Source organism: Arcicella rigui (genome assembly GCF_034929435.1).
In the GTDB taxonomy this organism is placed as follows: domain Bacteria; phylum Bacteroidota; class Bacteroidia; order Cytophagales; family Spirosomataceae; genus Arcicella; species Arcicella rigui.
Map to the genome: position 1 here is coordinate 93763 of NZ_JAYFUM010000023.1, position 23875 is coordinate 117637.

The 23875-nt window shown below is 34.9% G+C and carries 24 protein-coding genes; 20 read left to right on the forward strand and 4 right to left on the reverse strand.

The window, feature by feature from the left end; genetic code table 11:
- The first annotated feature begins 14 nt into the window (after positions 1–14).
- Both VB248_RS18130 and VB248_RS18135 read left to right on the forward strand, forming a co-directional pair.
- On the forward strand, positions 15–3107 hold the full coding sequence (locus VB248_RS18130; protein WP_323298230.1) for a ligand-binding sensor domain-containing protein: 3093 nt from the start codon (positions 15–17) through the stop codon (positions 3105–3107).
- Positions 3082–3849, forward strand: a complete 768-nt coding sequence (locus VB248_RS18135; RefSeq protein ID WP_323298231.1) for a response regulator transcription factor — start codon at positions 3082–3084, stop codon at positions 3847–3849. Before VB248_RS18130 ends, VB248_RS18135 begins: the two co-directional genes overlap by 26 nt.
- A gap of 20 nt (positions 3850–3869) precedes the next feature.
- Here VB248_RS18135 and VB248_RS18140 read toward each other — a convergent pair whose 3' ends face one another.
- Positions 3870–4139 (reverse strand): LytR/AlgR family response regulator transcription factor, encoded by a 270-nt coding sequence (locus tag VB248_RS18140; RefSeq protein ID WP_323298268.1) that lies wholly within the window; start codon positions 4137–4139, stop codon positions 3870–3872.
- A gap of 64 nt (positions 4140–4203) precedes the next feature.
- Complete coding sequence (locus VB248_RS18145; protein ID WP_323298232.1) at positions 4204–5127, reverse strand: LysR family transcriptional regulator; 924 nt, start codon at positions 5125–5127, stop codon at positions 4204–4206.
- Between the two features lie 95 nt (positions 5128–5222).
- Here VB248_RS18145 and VB248_RS18150 point away from each other — a divergent pair, with 95 nt between their 5' ends.
- The 8 genes from VB248_RS18150 to VB248_RS18185 all read left to right on the forward strand — a co-directional run bounded on the left by VB248_RS18150 (position 5223) and on the right by VB248_RS18185 (position 11991).
- Positions 5223–6659, forward strand: coding sequence for an NADP-dependent isocitrate dehydrogenase (locus VB248_RS18150; RefSeq protein ID WP_323298233.1), 1437 nt, complete (start codon positions 5223–5225; stop codon positions 6657–6659).
- A gap of 11 nt (positions 6660–6670) precedes the next feature.
- Positions 6671–6910, forward strand: a complete 240-nt coding sequence (locus tag VB248_RS18155; RefSeq protein WP_323298234.1) for a hypothetical protein — start codon at positions 6671–6673, stop codon at positions 6908–6910.
- Positions 6911–6921: 11 nt separating this feature from the next.
- A complete protein-coding gene (locus tag VB248_RS18160; RefSeq protein WP_323298235.1) occupies positions 6922–7758 on the forward strand; it encodes a DUF6671 family protein in 837 nt (278 codons plus the stop codon).
- 6 nt (positions 7759–7764) lie between these two features.
- Positions 7765–8724 (forward strand): L-threonylcarbamoyladenylate synthase, encoded by a 960-nt coding sequence (locus tag VB248_RS18165; protein WP_323298236.1) that lies wholly within the window; start codon positions 7765–7767, stop codon positions 8722–8724.
- A gap of 27 nt (positions 8725–8751) precedes the next feature.
- Positions 8752–9714, forward strand: a complete 963-nt coding sequence (locus tag VB248_RS18170; protein ID WP_323298237.1) for a sodium-dependent bicarbonate transport family permease — start codon at positions 8752–8754, stop codon at positions 9712–9714.
- A gap of 119 nt (positions 9715–9833) precedes the next feature.
- Positions 9834–10469 carry a Crp/Fnr family transcriptional regulator gene (locus tag VB248_RS18175; protein ID WP_323298238.1) on the forward strand — a complete coding sequence of 212 codons (636 nt, stop codon included), beginning with the start codon at positions 9834–9836 and terminating at the stop codon, positions 10467–10469.
- A gap of 286 nt (positions 10470–10755) precedes the next feature.
- Entirely contained in the window at positions 10756–11283 is a 528-nt protein-coding gene (locus VB248_RS18180; protein WP_323298239.1) for a hypothetical protein, read from the forward strand.
- A 141-nt stretch (positions 11284–11424) separates the two neighbouring features.
- Positions 11425–11991 (forward strand): hypothetical protein, encoded by a 567-nt coding sequence (locus VB248_RS18185; RefSeq protein ID WP_323298240.1) that lies wholly within the window; start codon positions 11425–11427, stop codon positions 11989–11991.
- Between the two features lie 377 nt (positions 11992–12368).
- On the opposite strand, the gene VB248_RS18190 is transcribed toward VB248_RS18185, so the two are convergent.
- On the reverse strand, positions 12369–12806 hold the full coding sequence (locus tag VB248_RS18190) for a hypothetical protein (RefSeq protein WP_323298241.1): 438 nt from the start codon (positions 12804–12806) through the stop codon (positions 12369–12371).
- 94 nt (positions 12807–12900) lie between these two features.
- On the opposite strand from VB248_RS18190, the gene VB248_RS18195 reads away from it, so the two are divergent.
- Positions 12901–14085 (forward strand): ATP-binding protein, encoded by a 1185-nt coding sequence (locus VB248_RS18195; RefSeq protein WP_323298242.1) that lies wholly within the window; start codon positions 12901–12903, stop codon positions 14083–14085.
- Positions 14086–14199: 114 nt separating this feature from the next.
- Here the strand turns inward: VB248_RS18195 and VB248_RS18200 are convergent, their stop codons facing one another.
- Positions 14200–14877, reverse strand: a complete 678-nt coding sequence (locus tag VB248_RS18200) for a MarR family winged helix-turn-helix transcriptional regulator (RefSeq protein WP_323298243.1) — start codon at positions 14875–14877, stop codon at positions 14200–14202.
- Positions 14878–15001: 124 nt separating this feature from the next.
- Between VB248_RS18200 and VB248_RS18205 the strand changes: the two genes are divergently transcribed.
- The 9 genes from VB248_RS18205 (at position 15002) to VB248_RS18245 (ending at position 23746) form a co-directional block, all read left to right on the forward strand.
- Entirely contained in the window at positions 15002–15901 is a 900-nt protein-coding gene (locus VB248_RS18205) for a DUF6268 family outer membrane beta-barrel protein (protein ID WP_323298244.1), read from the forward strand.
- A gap of 12 nt (positions 15902–15913) precedes the next feature.
- Positions 15914–16612: an ABC transporter ATP-binding protein gene (locus VB248_RS18210; protein ID WP_323298245.1), complete on the forward strand. Its 699-nt coding sequence runs from the start codon at positions 15914–15916 to the stop codon at positions 16610–16612.
- An 18-nt stretch (positions 16613–16630) separates the two neighbouring features.
- Positions 16631–17059, forward strand: a complete 429-nt coding sequence (locus VB248_RS18215) for a DUF2141 domain-containing protein (protein WP_323298246.1) — start codon at positions 16631–16633, stop codon at positions 17057–17059.
- Between the two features lie 2 nt (positions 17060–17061).
- The gene (locus VB248_RS18220) at positions 17062–18015 is read left to right on the forward strand and encodes an HlyD family secretion protein (protein ID WP_323298247.1); all 954 of its coding nucleotides are present in this window, start codon (positions 17062–17064) and stop codon (positions 18013–18015) included.
- Between the two features lie 3 nt (positions 18016–18018).
- Positions 18019–19158 (forward strand): ABC transporter permease, encoded by a 1140-nt coding sequence (locus tag VB248_RS18225; protein WP_323298248.1) that lies wholly within the window; start codon positions 18019–18021, stop codon positions 19156–19158.
- Between the two features lie 14 nt (positions 19159–19172).
- Positions 19173–20510, forward strand: a complete 1338-nt coding sequence (locus tag VB248_RS18230; protein WP_323298249.1) for a TolC family protein — start codon at positions 19173–19175, stop codon at positions 20508–20510.
- A 5-nt stretch (positions 20511–20515) separates the two neighbouring features.
- Entirely contained in the window at positions 20516–20920 is a 405-nt protein-coding gene (locus VB248_RS18235; protein ID WP_323298250.1) for a hypothetical protein, read from the forward strand.
- A gap of 229 nt (positions 20921–21149) precedes the next feature.
- On the forward strand, positions 21150–21488 hold the full coding sequence (locus VB248_RS18240; protein ID WP_323298251.1) for an L-rhamnose mutarotase: 339 nt from the start codon (positions 21150–21152) through the stop codon (positions 21486–21488).
- A gap of 1298 nt (positions 21489–22786) precedes the next feature.
- On the forward strand, positions 22787–23746 hold the full coding sequence (locus tag VB248_RS18245; protein ID WP_323298252.1) for a TIM barrel protein: 960 nt from the start codon (positions 22787–22789) through the stop codon (positions 23744–23746).
- The last annotated feature ends 129 nt before the right edge of the window (positions 23747–23875 follow it).

Sequence of the window (23875 nt, forward strand, 5' to 3'; positions counted from 1 at the left end):
GTGTGTCCAATACAATGGCTCAATCGTATTTTTTTAAGCATTATCAAGTAGAAAATGGGCTTTCAAATAATACAGTTTATTGCAGTACGCAAGACAAAAACGGTTTTTTGTGGTTTGGCACAAAAGACGGACTCAATCGTTTTGATGGCTATCATTTCAAAACTTTTCATCCTGCCGAATTGCCTCATACTTATAATCCAGACTTGATAAATTGTCTGAAAATAGACAAGCATGGTACTTTGTGGGTAGGTTCTACGAAGGGTTTATACTTTTTTGATAATCAGAAAGAGCGTTTACTACGTTTTGCTCAGACCGAAGCTTTTAATGAAATAAATGCCATAGCAATTGATGGAAAAAATCAACTATGGTTTTTGTCGCAACAAATGCTTTGTAGATATAATACTGAAAATAAGCGAATTACCGTTTTTCCTGTCTCGAAATACTTTGAAGCAACAGCTTTGACGATTGATGCTTCTGGAAATCTTTGGGTGGCGACCAATCATGGATTAATCGAAAAATTTCAAGAAAGTACAGGTACTTTTAAGGCGTATGATGTTTTTGAACATTCGCCAAAAGTATCTTCCAATTGGATTCATACGCTGTATTTTGTTGGCAACGAAGCTTTGTACATCGGCACGGCGAGTCAGGGAATCAAACGTTTTGATTTGAAAACCGAGACCTATAAAGATGTTTTAAGGACGAATCCAGACAAAACCAAAGTACACGTTAGAGACATTCAAGCTTATGCCAAAAATGAATTATGGTTTGCTACTGAGTCAGGCATTTTTATTTTGAATACCAAAACGAATCAGTTTACAAACTTAAAAAAGAAATTTCTCGACCCATTTTCTTTGACCGACAATGCCGTGTATTCGCTTTGTAAAGACAAAGAAGGCGGAATTTGGATTGGTACTTATTTCGGAGGCATTAATTATTATTCTAAAAAACACTCGCTTTTTCAGAAGTATTTTGCGGATAATTCTAAAAAATCTATCAGCGGAAATGCCGTTCGGGAAATTTGTGAAGACTATCAAGGTAATATTTGGATTGGCACAGAAGACAGAGGACTGAGTAAACTCAATCCGACGACGGGAGCAATTACGCAGTTTATGCCCACAGGCGAAAGTACAAGTATTATTTATTCAAATATTCATGGATTGATGGCGGTTGGCAATGATTTGTGGATTGGTACTTTTGAGCATGGGCTTGATATTTTGGACATTAGAACAGGAAAAGTAAAGAAACGCTACAACACAGGCACGGGGAAATATGATTTGAAGAATAATTTTATTGTGAGTCTTTTCCAAAGTAAAGCAGGCGATATTTATGTTGGCACGGCAAGTACTTTGCTCAGATACGAGCCAAAAGTAGATGGTTTTATTCCTGTGGAAGAAGTACCTAATAATATTTGGACATCCTCAATGCTTGAAGATTTCAGACATACTATTTGGCTCGGCACGCATGGTGGCGTGTATTATTTCAATCCTACGACCAAAGAAAAAGGCTTTTTGTGCAATCGTCCCGATGATAAAAATACTTTGACCAACAATAATATCAATGCCATTTACGAAGACAGTCAGCAATGTTTGTGGTTTTCTACCGAAGGCGGCGGACTCTGCAAACTCAGCAAAGACCGTAAAACCATCACCAATATTACAACTGAAGACGGTCTGCCAAGCAATTTTATTTATAAAGCTTTAGAAGACAATCAGCATCATTTATGGATTACAACTTCCAGAGGATTAGTGAATTATAATCCTAAAACGAAAGAATTGGTTACTTATACCAAAGACAACGGACTTCTCAGCGACCAGTTTAATTATAATTCTGGCTACAAAGATGCCAAAGGAAAAATGTACTTCGGAAGTGTAAAAGGCTTGATTACTTTCACGCCCGAAGCCATAGAAATTAGCAAAAGTATTGCCCCAATTTATATCACAGGTTTTCGGGTTGATAACAAAGAGCAAGAAGTTGATAGCGAACATTCCTTCTTGAAAAAATCAATTATTTATACCCAAGAAATCACTTTGCCTTATGATAAATCTTCATTTAATATTGACTTTGCGGCATTGAGTTACATTTCGCCAGAAATGACGGAGTACCTCTATTTTATGAAAGGTTTAGATAAAGAATGGACAGCCATTAAGCCCAATCGTAAAGTATATTTTACCAACCTTTCGCCCGGAAAATATACTTTTCACCTAAAAGCCTTTATCAATGGAAATTGGAGTAAAGAAGAAAAAGTGTTGAAAATCAATATTTTACCGCCGTGGTGGGCTACTATTTGGGCCTATTTGTTCTATGCCGTGGTGGTACTTTCTTTGATTTATTATTTACTCAGAACGTACCTTATCATCGTTGAAGACAAAAAAGCCAAAGAAATTTATGAAGCAAAAATTGATTTTTTTACCAATTTGGCTCACGAAATCCGAACGCCACTGACTTTGATAAAAGGACCGGTGGAAAATCTTTTGGAACAAATGGATGAAAACCCTGACATCAAAGAAGATGTGATGATGATGGACAGAAACACCAATCGTTTGATTGCTTTGGTAACTCAAATTCTGGATTTTAGAAAAGTAGAAACCAAAAGTTTTAGCGTAAATATTATTCGGTTGAATGTGACAGAAATGCTGAAAGATGCTTACCTGAATTTTAATTTACTGACCAAAAAACGCAAATTAGCCTACCAAATAGAGTATCCGCCAAACGATATTTATGCCATGGTGGACGAAGAAGCACTTAATAAAATCTTTAGCAATCTTTTCAGCAATGCCATCAAATTTGCCCAAAAGAAAGTAGCCATTCGCCTTTTAGCACCCACAGAAAAAGCCACTTACTTGACCATAGAATTTGAAAACGACGGATTGAGTATTCCTTCAGAAATGAAAGAAAAGATTTTTGAACCATTTTATCGCCTCAAAGAATCCAAGCAAGAAGGAACAGGCATTGGTTTAGCTTTGGCGAGGTCGCTAACGGAGCTTTTACACGGCGACTTGTTTTTGAAAGAAAGCAGCGACGGAGCTATTATTTTTGTATTGAAATTACCTTTAGAAAGCACAAACACTTTAAATAAACGCTATGCAAGCAGTCATTTTACTTGTTGACGACAACGACGAAATTCTGGAATTTTTAGAAAGAATGCTCAGAAGTAAATACACCATTCTGAAAGCAGAAGACGGAGCTGAAGCACTGAAAATTTTGGAAAAAGAAGCCGTACAATTGATTATCAGCGATGTGATGATGCCCGTAATGGATGGTTTTGAATTGTGTAAACGGATAAAATCAAATTTTGAGTTTTCGCATATTCCCATAATTCTGCTCACGGCAAAAAATGCTATTCAAGCCAAAGTAGAAGGCTTAGAATTGGGGGCGGATGCCTATATCGAAAAACCATTTTCAAAAGAGTATTTACAGGCACAAATTGCCAGTTTGTTGAATAATCGGAATATTATTCGAGAATACTTTGCCAATTCGCCTTTGGTGCATATCAAAAGTATGGCACATTCAAAAGCCGACGAACAGTTTTTGGAAACACTTCAAGACACCATTATCAAAAATATTGGCGATACGCATTTAGACGTAGAACGATTGGCAGAAATAATGAACATGAGCAGAATTACGCTTTATAGAAAAATCAAAGCGATTTCGGTACTTACGCCCATCGAACTCATTAATATTACTCGTCTGAAAAAAGCCGCAGAATTATTGGCACAGGGCAATCATCGTATTTTCGAGGTTTCGTACATGGTTGGTTTTAGTTCACAAAGCAATTTTGCTCGAAATTTTCAGAAACAATTCAACATTACACCCACGGAGTACATGAATTCTAAGCAGTTGGAGAAGTAAATATGAATTGAGGGAAACATTCAACTAATTTTTCGTTGAATAAATGCCTCGAAGTTTTGTCGATACGAACCCGAAATCGGAATGATTTTATCCGCACATTTTATCATATTTCCTTCTACTTGCTTGATATGAGTAATATTAACGATATAAGATTTATGGGTTCTGATAAATTGCTGTTGAGGCAGTTTCTCCTCAATGTTACTGAGTTTCTCCAAAACAACAAGTGGGGTAGCATTTTCGGTATGAATTTTTATGTAATTCCCGAAACCCTTGAATCTAAGGGATTTTATAAAGAACCAATTTTATTGCGTTATATGCAAGAGGCTGGCTATTTTATAGTCAGCCTCTGTTGTTTTAGTACTGTTCAAACCAGCGGAATTTTTCGGCAATGATTCTATCTTTTTCTTGTCGGATATAATTTAGTAAAGCTTGTGCCACAGGTGAAAAGTTTTTGCCTTTTACCCAAATCAGATGCCAAGTAGAAATAATGGGAAAACCTTTTACGGGAATAATCTGGAGGTCGTTGTTGAGTAATTCGTTTTTTAGTCCAATCAATGGCATAATCGAATAGCCCAAACCCGCCACTACTGCCTGTTTTACGGCTTCGTTGGAAGTAAGCTCCATTTTTTTCTGAATCGGTAGGTGATTTTCTTCGATAAATTTCTCCATAATTCTTCTTGTACCTGAGCCTTGTTCACGGTAAATCATGGGTAAATTTCCTAAAATATCTTTTTCATAATTGTTATTCAGATAGACTTCTTGTTTGTTGCCTACCAAAAACAATTTGTTTAGCATGAGTTCTTCTTTTTCAATTTGTAAATTATCGGGCAAAACTGAAACCAAAGAAAAATCTACCTCATTATTTTCCAAACTTTCTAATACTTTGGCTTTGTTGGTTACGTCCAAAATCAATTCTATCCCTTTATGCTGCTTCAAAAAGTCAGTTAAAAAGTAAGGAATAATATATTTTCCAGTAGAAACTACCGAAAGTTTTAAACGCCCCGTGAGTTGCCCTTTATAGGCTAAAGTTTTAAAATTAATGGCATTTACTTCATTCAAAATTCGCTCGGCAGCAATGGCGATTTCCTTTCCAAAATCTGTGATAAATAGCTTTCTTCCAACTACTTCCGTAAGTGGAATGTCGAATTGGTCTTGAAAATTTCGGAGTTGAATCGACACCGCAGGTTGCGTTAAATGCAACTCTTCCGAAGCCTTTGTGATACTCTGAGTTTGGGTTACTTTCAGGAATACCTGTAACTGATGCAAAGTATAGTTCATAAATATAATTAATGATTATCATTACAAATATAAATAAAAATATATGAATTGTTTTTAAGAATTTTGCAAAGTCAAAAAAATAAAAGCAAATCAACATGACACGAATCACAGTAGCAAAAGGCGATGGCATTGGGCCAGAAATTATGGATGCCACTTTGGCAATCATCTTAGCAGCAGGAGCGGCTATTGAAGTCGAGGAAATTGAAGTAGGCGAAAAAGTGTATTTGGCAGGAAATACGGCTGGTATCGCTAAGGAATCTTGGGATGTGGTACGAAGAAACAAAGTATTCTTGAAAGCTCCCATTACTACTCCGCAAGGCGGCGGTTATAAAAGTTTGAATGTAACGACCCGTAAATTTTTAGGACTTTACTCAAACGTTCGCCCGTGTACAAGTTTACATCCTTTCGTTAAAACGAAGCATCCAGATATGGATATTGTGATTATCAGAGAAAACGAAGAAGATTTGTACGCTGGGATTGAGCATCAACAAACAGACGAAGTAGTACAATGTTTGAAATTAATTAGCCGTCCGGGCTGTGAAAAAATCGTGCGTTATGCTTTTGAGTACGCCAAACAATACGGACGCAAAAAAGTGACTTGTTTCACCAAAGATAATATCATGAAACAAACAGATGGTTTGTTTCACCAAGTATTCGATGAAATAGCCAAAGAGTATCCAGCAATTGAAAATGAACATTGGATTATCGACATCGGAGCGGCAAAAATGGCTGATACGCCAGAAGCTTTTGACGTAATCGTAATGCCGAATTTATACGGCGATGTACTTTCAGACGTAGCTGCACAAATTGCAGGTTCGGTTGGTTTGGCGGGTTCTGCCAACATTGGCGAAGAATGTGCCATGTTTGAAGCCATTCATGGTTCGGCCCCAAGAAGAGCAGGACAAAACCTTGCGAACCCTTCGGGATTGTTGCAAGGAGCAATTATGATGTTGAATCATATCGGCGAAACAGCCGTGGCAGAAAAAGTACAAAATGCTTGGCTAAGAACTATCGAAGAGGGCATTCATACTTACGATATTTATAAAGAAGGAATCAGTACGCAGAAAGTAGGTACAAAAGAATTTGCTGAGGCAGTGATTGCTAATTTGGGCAAACAGCCTCAAACCTTTAAACCTGTTAATTATTCAAAGGGAGCAGCGTTGAATTTGCCGAAGTATCAGCGTAAAGCTCCTGCTAAAAAAGAACTGGTTGGGGTAGATGTATTTGTACATTGGACAGGTACAGACCCCAACGAGTTGGCAGGAAAAGTACAGGCATTAGACAAAGATGGTATCAAACTTTCGATGATTACCAACCGTGGTATCAAAGTTTGGCCAGACGGTTTCAAAGAAACATTCTGTACAGACCACTGGCGTTGCAGATTCAAACCAACAGCGGGAAGTACTATCCAAAAACAAGACATCATTCAATTATTAAATGACTGTTTAGAGTTTGGCATTGATACCATCAAGACCGAAAACTTGTATGAGTTCGATGGAAAACCAGCATTCTCTTTAGGTCAAGGACAATAAAATTGAACATCATGGAAATACAACTGATGCTTGGTCGATTTAGCGGAAAAGAAGCCATAGAACTTATTTCGCAGATGATTCAAGTGAAAATCAAATTTCACGAAGGTAAAATTTCTTCAGTAAGTAACGAAGAAGACATTAAAAGACGTGAGGCAAGAATCAAAGAGCTTCAGCATGATTTAGCCGAAATTCGCAAGTATGTGCAAACACAAGGCGAAACCGTGAATATAGATGCTAAGATTCTGATTTAATTCTTTATAAAATGTTTAAAGGGCGAACATTACTGATTGCAACGAAACATCGCAAAGAGCAAGTAATCGCACCCATTTTAGAGGAAGCATTAGGAGTAAAATGTGTGGTGTCGGAGAATATAGATACAGATGAATTGGGAACATTTGCAGGCGAAGTAGAAAGGACGAAAAGTCCTTTAGAAACGGCAAGAATGAAATGCGAATTGGCAAGAGAAAAGGACAAGTTTGATTTGGTTTTGGCAAGTGAAGGCTCTTTTGGTTCACATCCGCAATTGTTTTTTATGAAAGCAAATGAAGAAATGTTGTTATTGAAAGACTATCAAAATCAAATAGAACTCACTGTAAATGAGATTTTTACAGAAACAAACTTTGATGCCGAAACGCTTTCTTCTGAACAAGAACTTGTCGAATTTGTCCAAAAAGTACAGTTCCCCAGTCATGGTCTTATTCTTCGACCTTCCAAAGACAATTTTACCGAAATGACCAAAGGGATTATAGATTGGCAAACCCTAAAAAATGTTTTTCATAGCATTCATCAAAAGTATGGATGTGTTTATGCCGAAACAGATATGAGGGCAATGTATAATCCGACAAGAATGAAAATGATTGGAAAAACGACACAAAAACTGGTGGAAAAAGCCAAAAGTCTTTGTCCGATTTGTAGTACCCCTGGTTTTGGGATTACAGGTTTTCATTCGGGGCTTCCTTGTCGTGTTTGTGGCTTGCCTACAAGTTCTATCAAAACGGTAATATGGAGTTGTCAAAAATGCTCGTACAGTAGCGAGCAATTATACCGAGAAAATAAACCAACAGAAGACCCTATGTATTGTGATTTTTGTAATCCATAAAAAAGCATGATTGAAGTAACAAAAGATATAAACAGAGCAGCCTTTTTTTTAAATAATAACGAAGTAATAGGTATGCCAACCGAAACAGTTTACGGTTTGGCAGGGAATATTTACAGTGAACAAGCAGTTAAAAAGATTTTTGAAGTAAAACAAAGACCTTTCTACAATCCTTTGATTGTACACATAAAGTCGGTGGAGTACCTTGAAAAAGTAGCAGTAGAAATACCAGAGCAAGCCATCCAATTGAGTAATCATTTTTGGCCCGGACCACTTACTTTATTATTAAAAAAGCATCCGAGTATTCCTAATATTATTACGGCAGGCAAAGAAACGGTTGCCGTCAGGATTCCCAAACACCCAACAGCTCAGTCGCTTTTGGCATTATTGGATTATCCGCTTGCTGCACCAAGTGCTAATCCATTTGGTTCGATTAGCCCAACAACAGCCGAACACGTAGCCGAGTATTTTAATGGAAAAATACCCGCAGTGTTAGACGGCGGTGCATCTGAAAATGGCTTAGAATCAACCATTATTGGATTTATCGACAATCAGGCGGTTTTGTTTAGACATGGAGCGATTTCGATAGAAGAAATTGAAGCATTAATAGGAAAAATTGCGATTAAAACCAGTGCCAAAGACCAACCCGATGCTCCCGGAATGCTTTTGAAACACTACGCTCCGAACACGCCAACTTTTGTTACCGACGATGTACAAAGTATGGTAAACTCTTTTTCGAGAAAAAAAGTAGGACTGATTTTATTCAAAGATAAAATAGCAAATGCTGATAAACATTATTATGAAGTATTGGCAGAAAACGGAGATTTACAAGTAGCAGGAGCAAATCTGTACGCCGCCATGCACCGATTAGACAAACAACAATTGGATGCCATTATTATCGAAAAACTGCCCAATATCGGCATTGGGCGAAGTATCAACGACCGCTTAGAAAGAGCAAGATTCAAATAAATTTCATAATCCTTAAATCCTTACAATATGAACTTAGAATTACTAATCGAAAACTTAACCAATCCTGCACTCTTATTTTTTGTGCTGGGTATTATTGCTGTACAACTCAAAAGTGATTTAGAAATTCCGCCAAATTCTTCTAAATTCATTTCGCTCTATCTCTTGTTCTCAATTGGTTTCAAGGGCGGGCAAGAGTTGGCTCATAGCCCATTTAATCTTGAGATTATTTGGGCTTTACTTTTTGGTGTTTTCTTGGCTTGTATCATTCCATTTTACAGTTTCTTTATTCTGAAAAAGAAACTAAGTATCGAAAACGCAGGAGCAATTTGTGCTGCCTACGGTTCGGTAAGTGCTGTAACTTTTGTAACGGCGGTTTCGTTTTTAGAAATGCAAAATCATACCATGAATGGCTACATGGTAGCTGTAATGTCGATGATGGAAGCACCAGCCATCATTGTTGGTGTTGTATTGATACGTATTTTTGGAAGTAAAAGCGATACTCCTCAAGGCTTAAAAACAGTAGTAAAACACTCTTTAACCAACGGTAGCGTACTGCTAATTATCGGGAGTTTAATTATCGGTTTGTTGGCAAGTGAACAGCAAGCACAAGGTATTAAACCTTTTACCACAGATATTTTTAAAGGCTTTTTAGCGATTTTCCTTTTAGACATGGGAATTATCAGCGGTAAAAAAATCAGCAATTTTTATCAATCTGGTTGGTTTACGATTCTGTTTGCTATGGTGATACCTCTTTTTAATGGTTGTTGGGTAGCTATTGCCAGTGGTTTTATTACCCATGAAGTAGGCAACAGATTTATCTTCGCTATTTTGGCGGCAAGTGCTTCTTACATTGCCGTACCTGCGGCTATGAAAATAGCAGTACCAAAAGCGAACCCCGGTTTGTTTTTACCAATGGCATTGGCGATTACATTCCCTTTCAATATTACTTTCGGAATGCCTATTTACTTGGCAATTGTAAATCATTTCTAAAAGCACCTATAAACCTATTTGCCTTCGCCGACGATTGTTTGCGAAGGCTTTTTTGTGTAAATACATTAATCAAGCTATATTTATACTTCGTTCAAGCTAAATATTTTAATAGACATTTGATGCAAGTAGAGTTGAGGTTTCTTCAAGAAAAGTTTAGTAACATTTTTGAAAATGAATTATTGAAAGAACTTTCCCAAATCGGGAATTATATGACAATTGAGGAAGGTCATGTATTGATGCGACCGGGCGGATATATTCGCTCTGTTCCGATTATCCTTAATGGTTCAATCAAAATTCTACGAACCGACAAAGAAGGAAAGGAAGCACTATTGTATTATATCGGCGATACCGACTCTTGTGCGATGTCGCTTACTTGCTGTTTAGATAGAAAAACAAGTGAAATTACAGCCATTGCCGAAGAAAGAACCACTTTAATAACGATACCTGTCGAGAAAGTAGAAGAATGGATAAGTAAATATTCATCTTGGAAAAACTTCGTTTTTGCTACCTATCAAAAGCGTTTTGAAGACCTATTAGCCGTTATCGACGACGTAGTTTTTCATAAATTAGACGAACGACTCATCAACTTACTCCAACGCAAAGCCAAACAAAGCGGCAACACAATTTTCAATATTACCCACGAAGAATTAGCCAACGAACTGGCAACTTCCCGAGAAGTAATATCCAGACTATTGAAACAATTAGAAAAAATAGATAAGGTAAAGCTTTCCAGAAATAAGGTGGAGTTGTTGTAGAGAGAGTATATTTATTCCAATTTTTACCATTAATCCTGCAAATTTAAAATTTTACTTTCAATTTGCAGGGTTAATCGTGATGAAGGAGCGTATTTCTACAAATTTGAAATTTGGATGGAAAACAATTCAGAAAGAAATTCTTGAAAAATAGAACATAAAATGAATTTATAATTGATGCAAGTAAGAACAGAATTAACCTACAATGCTGAAAATGAATTATGTTTTAGTCAAATGCCATATATTACGAAGGATAATACAAATACTTCTCCAATGGCTAATGCTTTTAATGATTAATGCTATTTCTTTAGCGTGTCAAATTGAAAAAAAACCTGATTTACAGATTGATTTACATGGTCACCAATTCAACTTATACATTGATAATGATACTTTAGGAGAGTTAAGAGATGCTAACAATCGTTTATTGGAAAAAGGGAAATGCTCAATTGTTAATGCAAAGTCTAAAATTTTTATTGAGGTTTTCAGTAAGGAAGTTATTTGTTATGATAAAGAAAAAAAAGTAGTATTATCAGCGTTTTCTCTACAAGAAAGATTTAGCACAATAGCAGAGCTAAAGCCATTAAATAAAGACTTTGTTATGTTAATATCTCCTGAGAAGATGTACATATATGATGACAAACTCAAAATTAGAATGTCTCCTCTGGATAGTATATTTAACAGAAATAGAAAGTTGAAATTCACATCCATTCAAAAATGGACTTATTCAATTTTAGGAGAGGATAGAATAAAAATATTTATTCCACAAATTAATGGAAGTACTTTTATAGAAACAATTAGTCTAAAATCATTAAAATAATAAGCTTAATTTTCATTATTCCTGTGTTTTCCCTCAACACTTTTTTTAAGAGTAAATTTGAAATTTGATATGATTTCATAGCTTTACAAACTTTAAGGAATAGGGGATAAATATCATCATAAAGTTAAATCAATCCTACAAATGAGAAAAACCATAATATTTTTTGTGCTTGCTTGTTTACCGATTTTGATAATTTTAAGTTGTAAAACAGATAAACAGACAAGTCAAAATACAACTAAACAATTGTATGACAGTGTTGTAGTCTATCTCTATGATGGTTTTATGGGGCAAGAAATTGTAGATTCAACAAGGCACTTAGATTCAACGGTTGTAACTCAATTAAATTTGAATAGCTCTCAGATAACGGAATTATCTGCACTAATTAGCCAAAAAAGGTTAGCAAAAAGTGATTCTCTTTGTGAAGAGGCAGCTTGTTGTTCACCTCATCACGGTATAGTTTTTTATAAAAACCAAAAGCCCAGCCAGTGGATGAGTATATGTTTTGACTGTAATTGTATGAATTCAACCATTCAAACAGAAATTTGTCCAACATATTTAGTTGATTTTTTTAAAAGCTTACATCTGAAAGTAGGGAATAAAGAATTGATTCCCGAACACTTTGGAATGTTTGACCCACAGGGTGATATACGGAAAATCAATAGAGCAAAATATGGTAGCTCGTATGATTCACTTAGACATAATTTGTGATTTTATAGATTGCCCTCGCTTGGCGTAGTTTTAAACTACGTCAGAGTGTCATGCCTTCTTAGAAGGCGACACATAGTAAACAGCAGTTAGTGGTATATGAAGTACACAACTTGGGAATGATTATAAAATGCTTTGCATTTTTGCAATGTAACATTGCAGTACACACTGACGTAGTGAAAAACACTTCGCCAAGAGAGAGCATACATTTTAAAGCTGAAGCTTATTTGTGCCAATAGTACAATAAAGAGTAGTTTTTTCATGGTATTTGATTTAGTTACTTAATCAATATAATAAGCTTAATTTTCATCATTTCTGTGTTTCCCCTCACACTTTTTCTAAGAGTAAATTTGAACTCTCTGACTCTATTTTTACAGACTTCAAGGAGTAGAATGATTAAAAGAGGGGGTTCTGTCTAAATCTTGTGCGGTTGTCCAAATAGGTATTGCTTTGATATTTTGTACAAAGCTTGTGGCCCAAAAACTAATTTCACCGACATCTGTTTCAATAGTATAAAACCATTCTATGGTTCCAAAAGGTGTTTTCCTTTCATTTATTCGTAAAATTTGATGAATAATGATGCTTTGAGTATCCCTAAAATCAATCTTTATTGATGTGTTTGAAATATTTTCAAAATCAAGCGTCGATGGTGCTACTAAAAATGAATCCAATGTTTCAGACCATTCAAAAATATAATCTATATCAAATGAAAGTCTAAACCTTTGTGTATCGAAAATTATTCCATATAAGCGGTTATCGTGCCAGCCCATATTTTCAAAGTCTTCATCAGTCCAGATTAACTTTATAGTTTCATACATTGGTTACACGATTTTTTGTTTTTACATACTATTTCACAATTAATCCTGCAAATTTAAAATAAATTTTTAAATTTGCAGGATTAATTGTGAAAATATGATACATAGAGAACTTAGTTCCGAATTACTTTTTAGAGTAAATCACTTTCCTGTGGCTGCTATTTTAGGCCCACGACAAGTAGGGAAAACAACTTTAGTAAAAGCTATTCAGCAAGAATTGCCCAAAGAAAGTATCTATTTTGATTTAGAAATTCCTTCTGATTTGGCAAAATTTTCAGCAGATGCAGAAATATTTCTCAAGAATTTATACAGTCAAACTGTTATTTTAGACGAAATCCATCGTTTACCGAATATCTTCGTTTTGTTGCGTGGATTGATTGACCAACAGCGAGAAGCTGGGCGTTTTATTTTATTGGGTTCGGCTTCGCCAGATTTACTGAGGAATACAGCGGAATCTTTGGCTGGTCGTATCTCCTATTTGGAAATGCACCCTTTACATTATCGAGAAATTGCCCCCCAAAATTATCAAAAACATTGGCTTTGGGGTGGTTTTCCTGCGGTGTATATGGCTGAAAATGATAAAATAAAAAGCCTTTGGTTGAATGATTTTTTGATGAGTTATCTCGAACGAGATTTACCCCAATTGGGTCTTTCTGTTTCGCCTTTATTGATGCGTCGTTTGTTGATGATGCTTGCAAGTATGCAAGGAGGCATTTTAAATTACTCTACTTTAGCCAATTCACTTGGCGTTAGTCAGCCAACGGTAAAAAATGCCATAGATTTTCTTGAACAAGCTTTTTTAATCAGAAGGTTACAGCCTTATTTTACCAATATAGGAAAGCGTTTGGTAAAAAGCCCTAAAATTTATATTCGTGATAGTGGACTTTTGCATCATTTACTAAGTATTAAAACATTTGAAAACCTTCTTGGACATATTGTAGCTGGTGGCTCTTGGGAAGGCTATATCATTCAGGAAATAATCAGCATGTTGCCACAGGACTCACTGCTTTTTTATTATCGTTCGCAAGATGGTGCTGAACTTGATTTGGTGATAGAACAAGGTATGTGTATCAAGCTTGCGATTGAGATTAAACTGTCAGATTCGCCCGTACTTTCAAGAGGAAATAGTGTATCACTCCAAGATGTTGGGAATCCTCCATTGTTGGTAGTTACGCCTTCTGCTCAAGATTACCAATTAAGACCCAACGTATGGGTTTGTTCGGTGGTTACTTTGGCAGAAAACTTAACAAAATTTGACTTGAATGTCTTTGCTTTGATTTAGATTCATATTTACCTGTTTGTAAAATAATTAATTACTGTGAACTAAATTTCCCTATACTTTTAAATACTGAAAATCTTTGAAATTTTAATATTCTAAATTTGACATTCATCAAGATTAGTAGCTTTTATTGATATTGACCTCATTCAATATATCATTGAGGTTTGCGTTTCGTTTGTTCATAAAAATATCGTTGTGAAAGAAGTCTAATTTTTTGAGTAAATAAGAAAGAGTATTGATTTCAGGGTTGGTCAGGTTACCAACCACTATTTTGGAAACCTTCGCCATTTCGGGTAATACCTTTTCCAACTCTTCTTTGCCTTGGGGCGTTATAATAACTCTTATACTACGTTTGTCGTTTTTATCTGAAAATTCTTGTATTAAATTTTGATTAATAAGACGTTTAATCACATCAACACCAGAGGTTTTTTCCATTATTTGTTTATTTACTAATTCGGTTTTGGTAAGACTATCGTGTGTCATTAAAGTTATTAGAAAAGCAAATTCATCAACCGTCTGTATTGAGCTATTCTGTAATGCTTTTTTGATATAACCTTTGGCATAGCGAAACAATAGGGTAATTAAAATGCTCACATCGCTATTGCTTTCTTCTCTGATTGTTTGAATTTGCCTCTCTTGCTCACCCTCAATTTTCCTCATAGCTGTTTTCTCTACCCCGACACTTGCATTGAGATAGCCTATAAAATCTTTAAGTGTATATGTCTTATCTGACTGATAATCAGCACTAAACTGACTCAGATGTTCAATTATTTCTATCAAAATATCCTTTTTCATTTCTTTACAATTATTTGGATTACATACAAAAATAAAAAATATAATACGAAAACGTAATTATATTTTGCAAAATAAAATGTTTTCGTATTATATTTGCAAAAAAAAAAAACGAAAACGTACTAAAATGTGTAAATTAAAAACACTAAAATTAGTAGTAATACTGATAATAAGTATAAATTCTTTGAGGGCTCAAAATAGGAATGATAAACTCTATTTCTATTATGAATACTCCCCCAAAACAAACTTAAGAGATACTGTTGGGTACAGCCAATTGAGTCAAATTTATGACATACAAATAGGTGTACCACCTATACAATTAGGTAAGAGACTCAAATGGATAAATGTTGTTAATATCAAAACATCTAATTATTCTTTGGAAAAACTTCCAGAACAATATAAAAAAGCCGTATCAACATTATTTGAAGGACAGTACGGAATGGTTTTCATTTACGATTTTATAAACCCTAAGTGGTCTGTTTTAGTCTCCCCACGCTTTATTATACGCAGTAGTTTATCGGCTATCGAATTTGAAAAATCACTTTTCCCAAGTGGCATTTTGATAATCAACTATAATGCAGACGCAAGAAAAAGATTGGTTTGGTCTTTTGGTTTTGCTTATGCGAATGATTTTAATAAAAATGTTCTGATACCTATTGCGGGGTTAAGTTACCAAGACGAGAAATTCTGTATTGAGGTAGCATACCCTCGCATTAATTTTCTCTATAAACCAAAGCCAAAAATTGAATGGGGAATAACTGCCTCTGCGATAGGTGGTATTTACCATATCCCAAACTTGTCTTTAGCCAATAATACTATTGCTAACTACACTCGAACTGTTACAGTTCAAGCAGGGCATACTTTTAATTATTTATTCACTAAGAGACTGATTATCAACTCTTGCATTGGATATTCATTTATTCGGAATTACGATTTGATGAATGATGACTTTAAGCCAATAGATAATGCAAAGTTAGACTTAAAGCAAGCTATTTTTATTAGAACAGGACTTAGTTTTAGAATATAAACTTAAAATCAGATGGAAATTGTAGCCAGCGTAACCAACGCCTCTAAACAATATAAAACAGGTGACACTGTTATTACAGCCCTGCAACCTACTACTTGCGAGTTCAAGAAAAATGAACTTACGCTTATTATAGGGCCTTCAGGTTCAGGTAAAACGACATTACTTTCTTTATTAGGTTGTGTGATTTTCCCTACAAGAGGAGAAGTAACGATTTGTAATCAGCGTATCGACGGGTTGAAACAAAAGGAGCTTGCCAATGTTCGACTCAAAAATATTGGCTTTGTGTTTCAGAGTTTTAATTTGTTAGCTCCGCTCAATGCTTTAGAAAACGTTATGCAGCCTTTGTTGCTTTTAGGAATTTCCTCAAAAGAAGCCAAGCAACGAGCAGAAGAGGCACTTCGAAAAGTAAACATGGAAAACCGCATGTTAAACCTCCCCAAAATGCTCAGTGGTGGGCAACAACAACGAGTGGCCATTGCCAGAGCTCTGGTTACAAATCCATCTTTGATGCTTTGTGATGAACCTACTGCTGCATTAGATATTAAAAGCGTAGCTGTAGTAATGGAAGAACTCAAAGTGCTTTCGACTACAGGTAAATCGGTGGCAGTAGTAACACATGATTTACGGTTGAAGCAATTTGCAGACAGAATTATTTATGTAAACAACGGAGTAGCTTCTGAAAACCCCACCGAAGAAGAACTTTTCCACTAAATTTAATTTCAATAAAACATGAAAACAATCGTCTTTTATTTATTTCTCGTTGGCTTTTCCCAAGCCGTACAAGCTCAAAGTACTGAATTGACCGTAGAAATCAAAGGGCTAAAATCTGATGTAGGAAAATGTTTGGTTTCGATTTTCAAAAACAAGAGTGGCTTTCCGACCGACGTAAAAACTGCCATGAAAACTATCACTGCGACTATCAAAGATGGTAAATGTACTGCTGTTTTCCCTAATGTAGCAACAGGAGAATATGCTGTGGCGGTAGTGCATGATGAAAATGGAAATGGTAAAATGGATACAAATTTTATAGGCATACCCAAAGAAGGTATTGGTACTTCAAATGATGTAAAAAGTCGTTTCGGTCCTCCAAGTTATGAGGTTTCAAAATTTCAATTTGGTATAATCAAATCTATTAGTATCAACATTCAATATCTATAACCATGAAAAATCATCTTTTTATACTCTTGGTATCTAGCTTTTTGTTGAGCTGTAACAAAGCAGAACCCGAACAAATAAATAAAATTAGTACGACATCAGTGGCTACGTTAAGCCCTGCCGAAATTGCTACAAACGTAGTAATAGCTATTGGTAAAGTAGAGCCTGAACATGAAATTGTAAGTATCTCTGCTCCAGTAGGGGGTATTATCAAAAATACTTTGAAAAAAGACGGAGAACAGGTTCAACAAGGAGAAGTTATTTTGGAATTAGAAAATGACTTGGAATTGCTCAAAATTAAGGAAATACAAACTAAAATGCTATCGCAGCAGTCACAGATTGTAGTAGAGCAAACGCAAGCCAAAGAAGTAGAGATAAACCTTGCAAACAAAAAATCTTTACTGAACAAAATTAAAAGACTAATCGAAAAAGGCGCAGAAACTCAGCAAAATTATGATGATCTTATAACAGACATGAGAGTTTTAGAAGTAAGCCTTGAAAGAGCAAAAGCCAGAATACAACTGACAAGTAACCAATTGAACGAATTGAATGCTCAACTGAAAACTGCTCAGACCGAAGCACAAAAAAGGCAATTAAAATCTCCATACAATGGCGTTGTGTTGGATATGCAAATAAGTAAAGGTGAAGCTCTTAATCAGTTTTCAAAATATGCAGAAATAGCTCCGCAAGGTAGTTTGATAGTGCGTGCCGAAGTAGATGAATTGTTTAGCACAAAAGTAAAAACAAGGCAGCAAGTAAAAGTATTTTTTATAGGTAGCGAAAAAGTAATTGCTACAGGTGAAGTAACGATGGTAGCTCCCTATTTGAAAAAGAAATCCCTTTTTTCCGAAAAAGCTGATGACCAAGAAGACCGCAGAGTGCGTGAAATTCACATTGCCTTAAAAGAAACAGGAAATCTGATGATTAATTCTAAAGTTGAATGTAAAATTTCTCTCTAAACTATGATAGTTACAGCATTTAAGTTTATCAAATACGATAAGTCCAAAAGTATTGGCGTAGTTTTGGGCATTGTGATTAGTATTTTTTTGATTGGTCAGCAAATCGGAATTTTAGGGTTTCTCACTGGTTTGATGGGCGGCATTATCCAAAACTCTCGTCAAGACATCGGGAAAATTTGGGTCATAGACAACATCACCCAAAACGCCAACGAATTGGGTAAATTAGACAGCAGATTATTACAAGAAATACGAAGTATTGATGGAGTTGAAAATACATTTGCGGTAGTTGCAGCAAGCAGCCTGGTCAAGTTTTCTAACGGTAAAACCTCGCCTGTACTTATTATAGGTAGCGAAGCTCCTTTATTTGTGGCGGGGCCTAATCCTACAAAAATTAATGGAGGTAAACTAACAGATTTGGCATTTGATGGGGCTGTTTCAGCAGAATTTTTTGACCAAGCTATCTATGATAATACTGTGGAAATAGGTAAAAGGTTAGAAATTAACGGAAAAGAGGCCTATATACGTCTACAAACTAAAAATGCAAGAGGGTTCGGCGGAACTTTCTTTTATACCACGCTTAGCAAGGCAAGATATTTTAGCAATTTTCCTGAAAACAAAGTAAGTGCTATAGCTGTACAAATCAAAAAAGGCTATGAAGTAGCCAATGTTGTCAAAAATATTAACAAGAGCATTTACGGAATTAAGGCGTGGGATGCAGAAGAATTACGACAAACTACAGTAAGTTTTATTACCGTTTCCTCAAACATTGGTACAAGTATAGGCTCATTAGTGGTATTTGCTATTATTAGTGGATTTTTCATTATTGGGCTTACGCTTTATTCGGCAGCACTTGACCGCATCAAAGATTATGGTACACTCAAAGCCATAGGTGCAACAGACAACTACGTTCGTAATTTGATTTTGTTACAATCATTCATTTTTGCCTTGATAGGTTTTTGTATCGCCATACTATTATTAAATGGTTTTAAAAATGGTGTTGCCAATGCTGGACTTGTCATTAATTATTCCCCAGAGGAAATTGTAGCTCTATTTTTTATCACCGTTTTTATTTCTGTGGGAGGGTCGTTTTTCGCCATCAAGAAAATTAATAGTGTAGAACCCGCTTCTGTATTTAGAGGCTAAAACTTTAAACAATAATGAAAAAAATACTTCTCATTTTCAATATTTTGCTATGTCATTCTTCATTAGCCCAAATTACGTTAAAAGAGTGCATAGAAAATGGTTTAGCAAATAAAGCTACTATTAAATCCGCCAAAACGGAAGTATTGATAGCCAACTTACAACGGTTGGAAAGTAAAGGAAAATTTTTGCCACAAATTACTTTAGCTTATGATTATCGATACAACCCTATTATTGCAAGCCAAATTGTACCTGTTGGGCAGTTTTCACTCGAGCCTTCAAACGAGACAAGAGCTATTCAATTTGGTACAAATTGGCAACAAAATGCTGGGCTTACAGTATATCAGCCTATTATTGATTTGGCTATAAAAAGCCGCTTTGTAGAAAGTAAAATAAATGAAACACTTGCGAATATTGATTTAAAAAAAGTAGAAGAAGATTTGACATTTGAAATTGTAAAAACATATAGCCGTATCCTCACTTTGGGTTTTCAGGTAGAGGAAAGTGTCAGTGATACGCTCCGCAGTTTTCATTCATATAGTCTTTTCAATACTAAATTCAAAGAAGGAAAGTTACTTAAAACAGAATTGAACAAGGGTCTCGTCAATCATTATGCAAATCTGGCTACCTATAAAAAAGCATTGTCATTGTTTATCAATGAAAAAATATACTTACATTATTTAACAAACATTGATTTAGAGAGAGTCTTAACAGCCTCCTTTACACCTATTCCTCCAAATATGTTGGCAGAGAACACCTTACAAACTGATGAATTGCGGACAGAGAATTCTATGGAATTTCAAAAATTATTATCAAAAGAAACATTAATAACCCAACAAATTAAAACTGAAAAGGCGAAGTATATGCCTACGGTCGGTTTACAAAGTTTTGTAGGAGCGAACCAGTTTAGCCAAGGCTTCACACCTTTTAAAAGAGATTCGTGGTTTGGCAATAGTTATGTAGGTCTTTCCGTAAAACTATCCATTTTTTCTCCAGATAAATCTATAAACGCCGATAAGCAAAAGAAAAACCAATTAATGATGATTGGTTATCAGAAAGAAGACTTGACATTTCAAAAACGTAAAGAATTATTGCAAATAGTAGTTGAACTTGAACGCCTGCAAACAGAACGACACCTTGCCCAAAATACTGTTACCGTACTTCACGAAAGTGTTAAATTGTATCAAGAACGGCTACAAGATGGGCAGTTTGTTGCATCGGAGTTAAATATACAGGAGGCTGATTTACAAAAAAATATACTCTACGTTAAGCAACTAAACGAGCAGTTTAATAAGACATTGATTGAAAAGCTCTATATCACAGGTAGCTTCATGGAAAACAGGAAAAAACTATAAAGTTTATGGAACGGGAATGTATCGAAACAAATGATAAATCCATAATTTTATCACACTTTTTGGCTCAAGAGTTTGGATTTGAACTACTGAAAGTACAAACAGATAAAGATTGTTTTTGTTTGAAAATAATAAGTAAAAAAGATACACCTAATAAGTTAGCTCAGAGACTAGAACCTGTTCTCTTCAAAGCTATTGAAATATTAAACTATTTGTTGTATTCTTCAAATACGTTTGAACCTTCTTCCTGGTATTTTATCAATTTGCATCCAAAGATATTAGTATCAAATACCTTTTTGATAGAGGTAGATTATTTTCTTACCTCAGAAGAAATAATTTATTTTGAAGCCTACTGCTACGATGAATTTGATAAGCTTGTTGCAAAAGCTGGGCGTATGATGTTACGACAATAACAAACAGATGGATTAATTTATTTTTAATATTTACACCAACTTGTTAAAGAAATTTAATGGGATTGAAACGCTATGAAATCAAATCAAAAAACTATGAGTCGTTGTTTATCAAAATCACTCTACCCAGCAAATTAGTAAAGCGAACAATCACATCTTAACTAATATTTGGTTAATTGGTAGAGACTATGGTAACAAACATTTTCGAAAAATACTTAAAACTAATAAAGATATGAAACGTTATTGTTTAACCTTAAATTTAAAAGATGATGAAGATTTAATCGCTCAATACCAACAACTGTATGAGAAGATGAGGATTGAAATTGAAGCAGCGATAATTGATTCTGGTATTTTGAATATGGAAATTTATCGCATCGACACCCGTCTATTTATGGTAATAGATACTGTTGATGATTTCTCTTTCGAAGCTAAAAATAATCTGGACATAAAATATCCTAAAAAACAGGAATGGGAAAGCTTAATATGCAAATACCAAAAAATTTTACCAATTGAGAAAAATTATAAAAAATGGGTATTAATGAATACAATATATGAGTTGAATTCATGGTAAATATTAGCATTTAAAATGCTAAACACTACTTAATTTAGTAAGATGTTTAAAAGTTATATTTGGTAAAATTCAGCTTTTATTTAGGAGTATTTGGCAATTGTAGAGTAATATCTATGCTTCAGCAGAATTTGTTGTGTTTGTGTAATGCGACTTCAGCATAGTCTTTTACATGCCTTCGGAAAGAAGTTTAGCCTCCCAAAAGCCCATCTCCACTTGACAGGAACGAAGTCTTTTGCCGATGGAGATTGTGATGCAAATTCAACTTCAAGTACAACGATATTATCGTAAACCCAATTGTAAAATACCTTTTTATTGGAATCATCAACCAATATTTTTTGTGTTCTATTCAAGAAGCCTAAACAGTACTCTACCAACAGACGAGCTTTCGCTCCCTCAATCAGCGTAGTGTTTTCACTACGTCGTTGTGTTCGCCAATCTCATGATTAGCAAAAATGCGATAGCATTTTATAGGGTATTTAATAGGGGAAAAATCGTTTGGTCTTATTACTAAAATGGAGTTTTTATATCAAGTTGAGCGTGACGCTCTTTTTGCTTTTAGGTCGTAGGAACGTTTCGCTTAACCAACGACCTACTTGGAGAATCAGTGGAATATTTTTATAAAGCTAAATCAATTCTGCCATTGAAAAAAACATAATACTTTTGAAAAAGCTTTTGTTTATCCAAGTATATTTGAAATATAATTTAATATTTACTTGAATAATGATACAAAGAGCCTTGATTTCTGAATTACCCTCGCTCAGCGTAGTGTTTTACTACGTCGTTGTATTCACCAATCTCATGATTGGCAAAATGCTATAGCATTTTATAAGGTGTTGGATAGGGAAAAATCGTTTGGTCTTATTACTAAAATGGAGTTTTTATATCAAGTTGAGCGTGACGCTCTTTTTACTTTTGGGTCGTAGGAACGCTTCGCTTAACCAACGACCAGTTGCTATACTTTCGCTTCAAAGAGTAAATCAATGAAGCTATTAATCCTGTAATATAATACTTACTCAATCTTCTCCAAAATTCACAAATGCCTGCAACTATCACTTTTTCAATAAAAAAAATAAAATTTTGATTATAAAAGTTGATTTCGTATTATTGTATCAAAATGATAAATTACCAAATAATTTTAACATCAACATTCTTAATCATTGTATAAATCCTCTTGTTTCGCATTTTTGCTGAAATAAGTGGGGCGAAGCGTACCCAAGATTGATTTTTCAACCTTTCAAAATAGTCAATCAAAAACACAATTATATATAATTATTAATTATTTCAATTTTACGAATGCAATGACTAACAGAAGAGATTTTCTAAAAACAATTGGAGTAGCGAGTGCTGGGGCAATGTTGGCACAGTCGGATTTATTCGCAAAGCAGTTGATGGCAAAACCAAAACAAATTGGTCTTCAGCTTTATACACTTCGTGAAGAATTAGCCAAAGATGCCAAAGGTACTATCAGTAAAGTGGCTCAGATTGGCTTCAACCATGTTGAAACATTTTTCAATTATTCTGGTGATGCAAGCAAGGATTTGTTCTGGGGAATGAAACCTGCTGAATTGAAACAGGTATTTGCAGACAATAATCTAAAATCGTACAGCGGTCACTATCAATTGAACGATTATCTTACACCCAACAATGGTAAAGATGATGCGTTGAAAACACAAATCGATATTGTTGCTACTTTAGGACAAAAGTACTTAATCGTGCCAGTTCCTCCATTTGGGTTAATTGATAAAATGACGATTGACGACTATAAATTTATGGCTGAACAATTCAACAAAGCTGGCGAATTGGCTCATAAATCAGGGGTTCAATTGGGTTATCATAATCACTTCTGGGAGTTTAAACATTTACAAGGCGAAAAATCTGGTTTGGATGTATTGCTTGAAGAAACACAAAAAGATTTATTAAGCTTTGAATTAGATTTGTTCTGGACAGTAAAAGCGGGTAAAGACCCAGTAGAATTGTTCAAGAAACATCCTAAGCGTTTTGTGATGTGGCACGTGAAAGATATTGATAAACAATTTGCGAAAGCGGTTTACCCTGCGGCAGCACAACAAGGTATTTTTACTACTTTGCGTGAAGTGAAATTTACAGAAGTTGGTACGGGTGCGGTGAATTTCAAAGAAATTTTCAATCATACGCAAGACCTTCAAAATATCTTTGTTGAACAAGACCAAATTTATAGAGATGATAAATTTGAGAGTGTTAAAATGAGTTATGATTATATCAAAAACAATTTGATTTAGATTGATATTGTAGAGATTGGTAATTAGTATTTTCAAAACTCTAATTATCAGCTACTTATAATAATATTTGCTTAAATTGTATTGATTAATTAGCAAAGAAATAGCCATTCCCAATAGTTCGCTATTGGA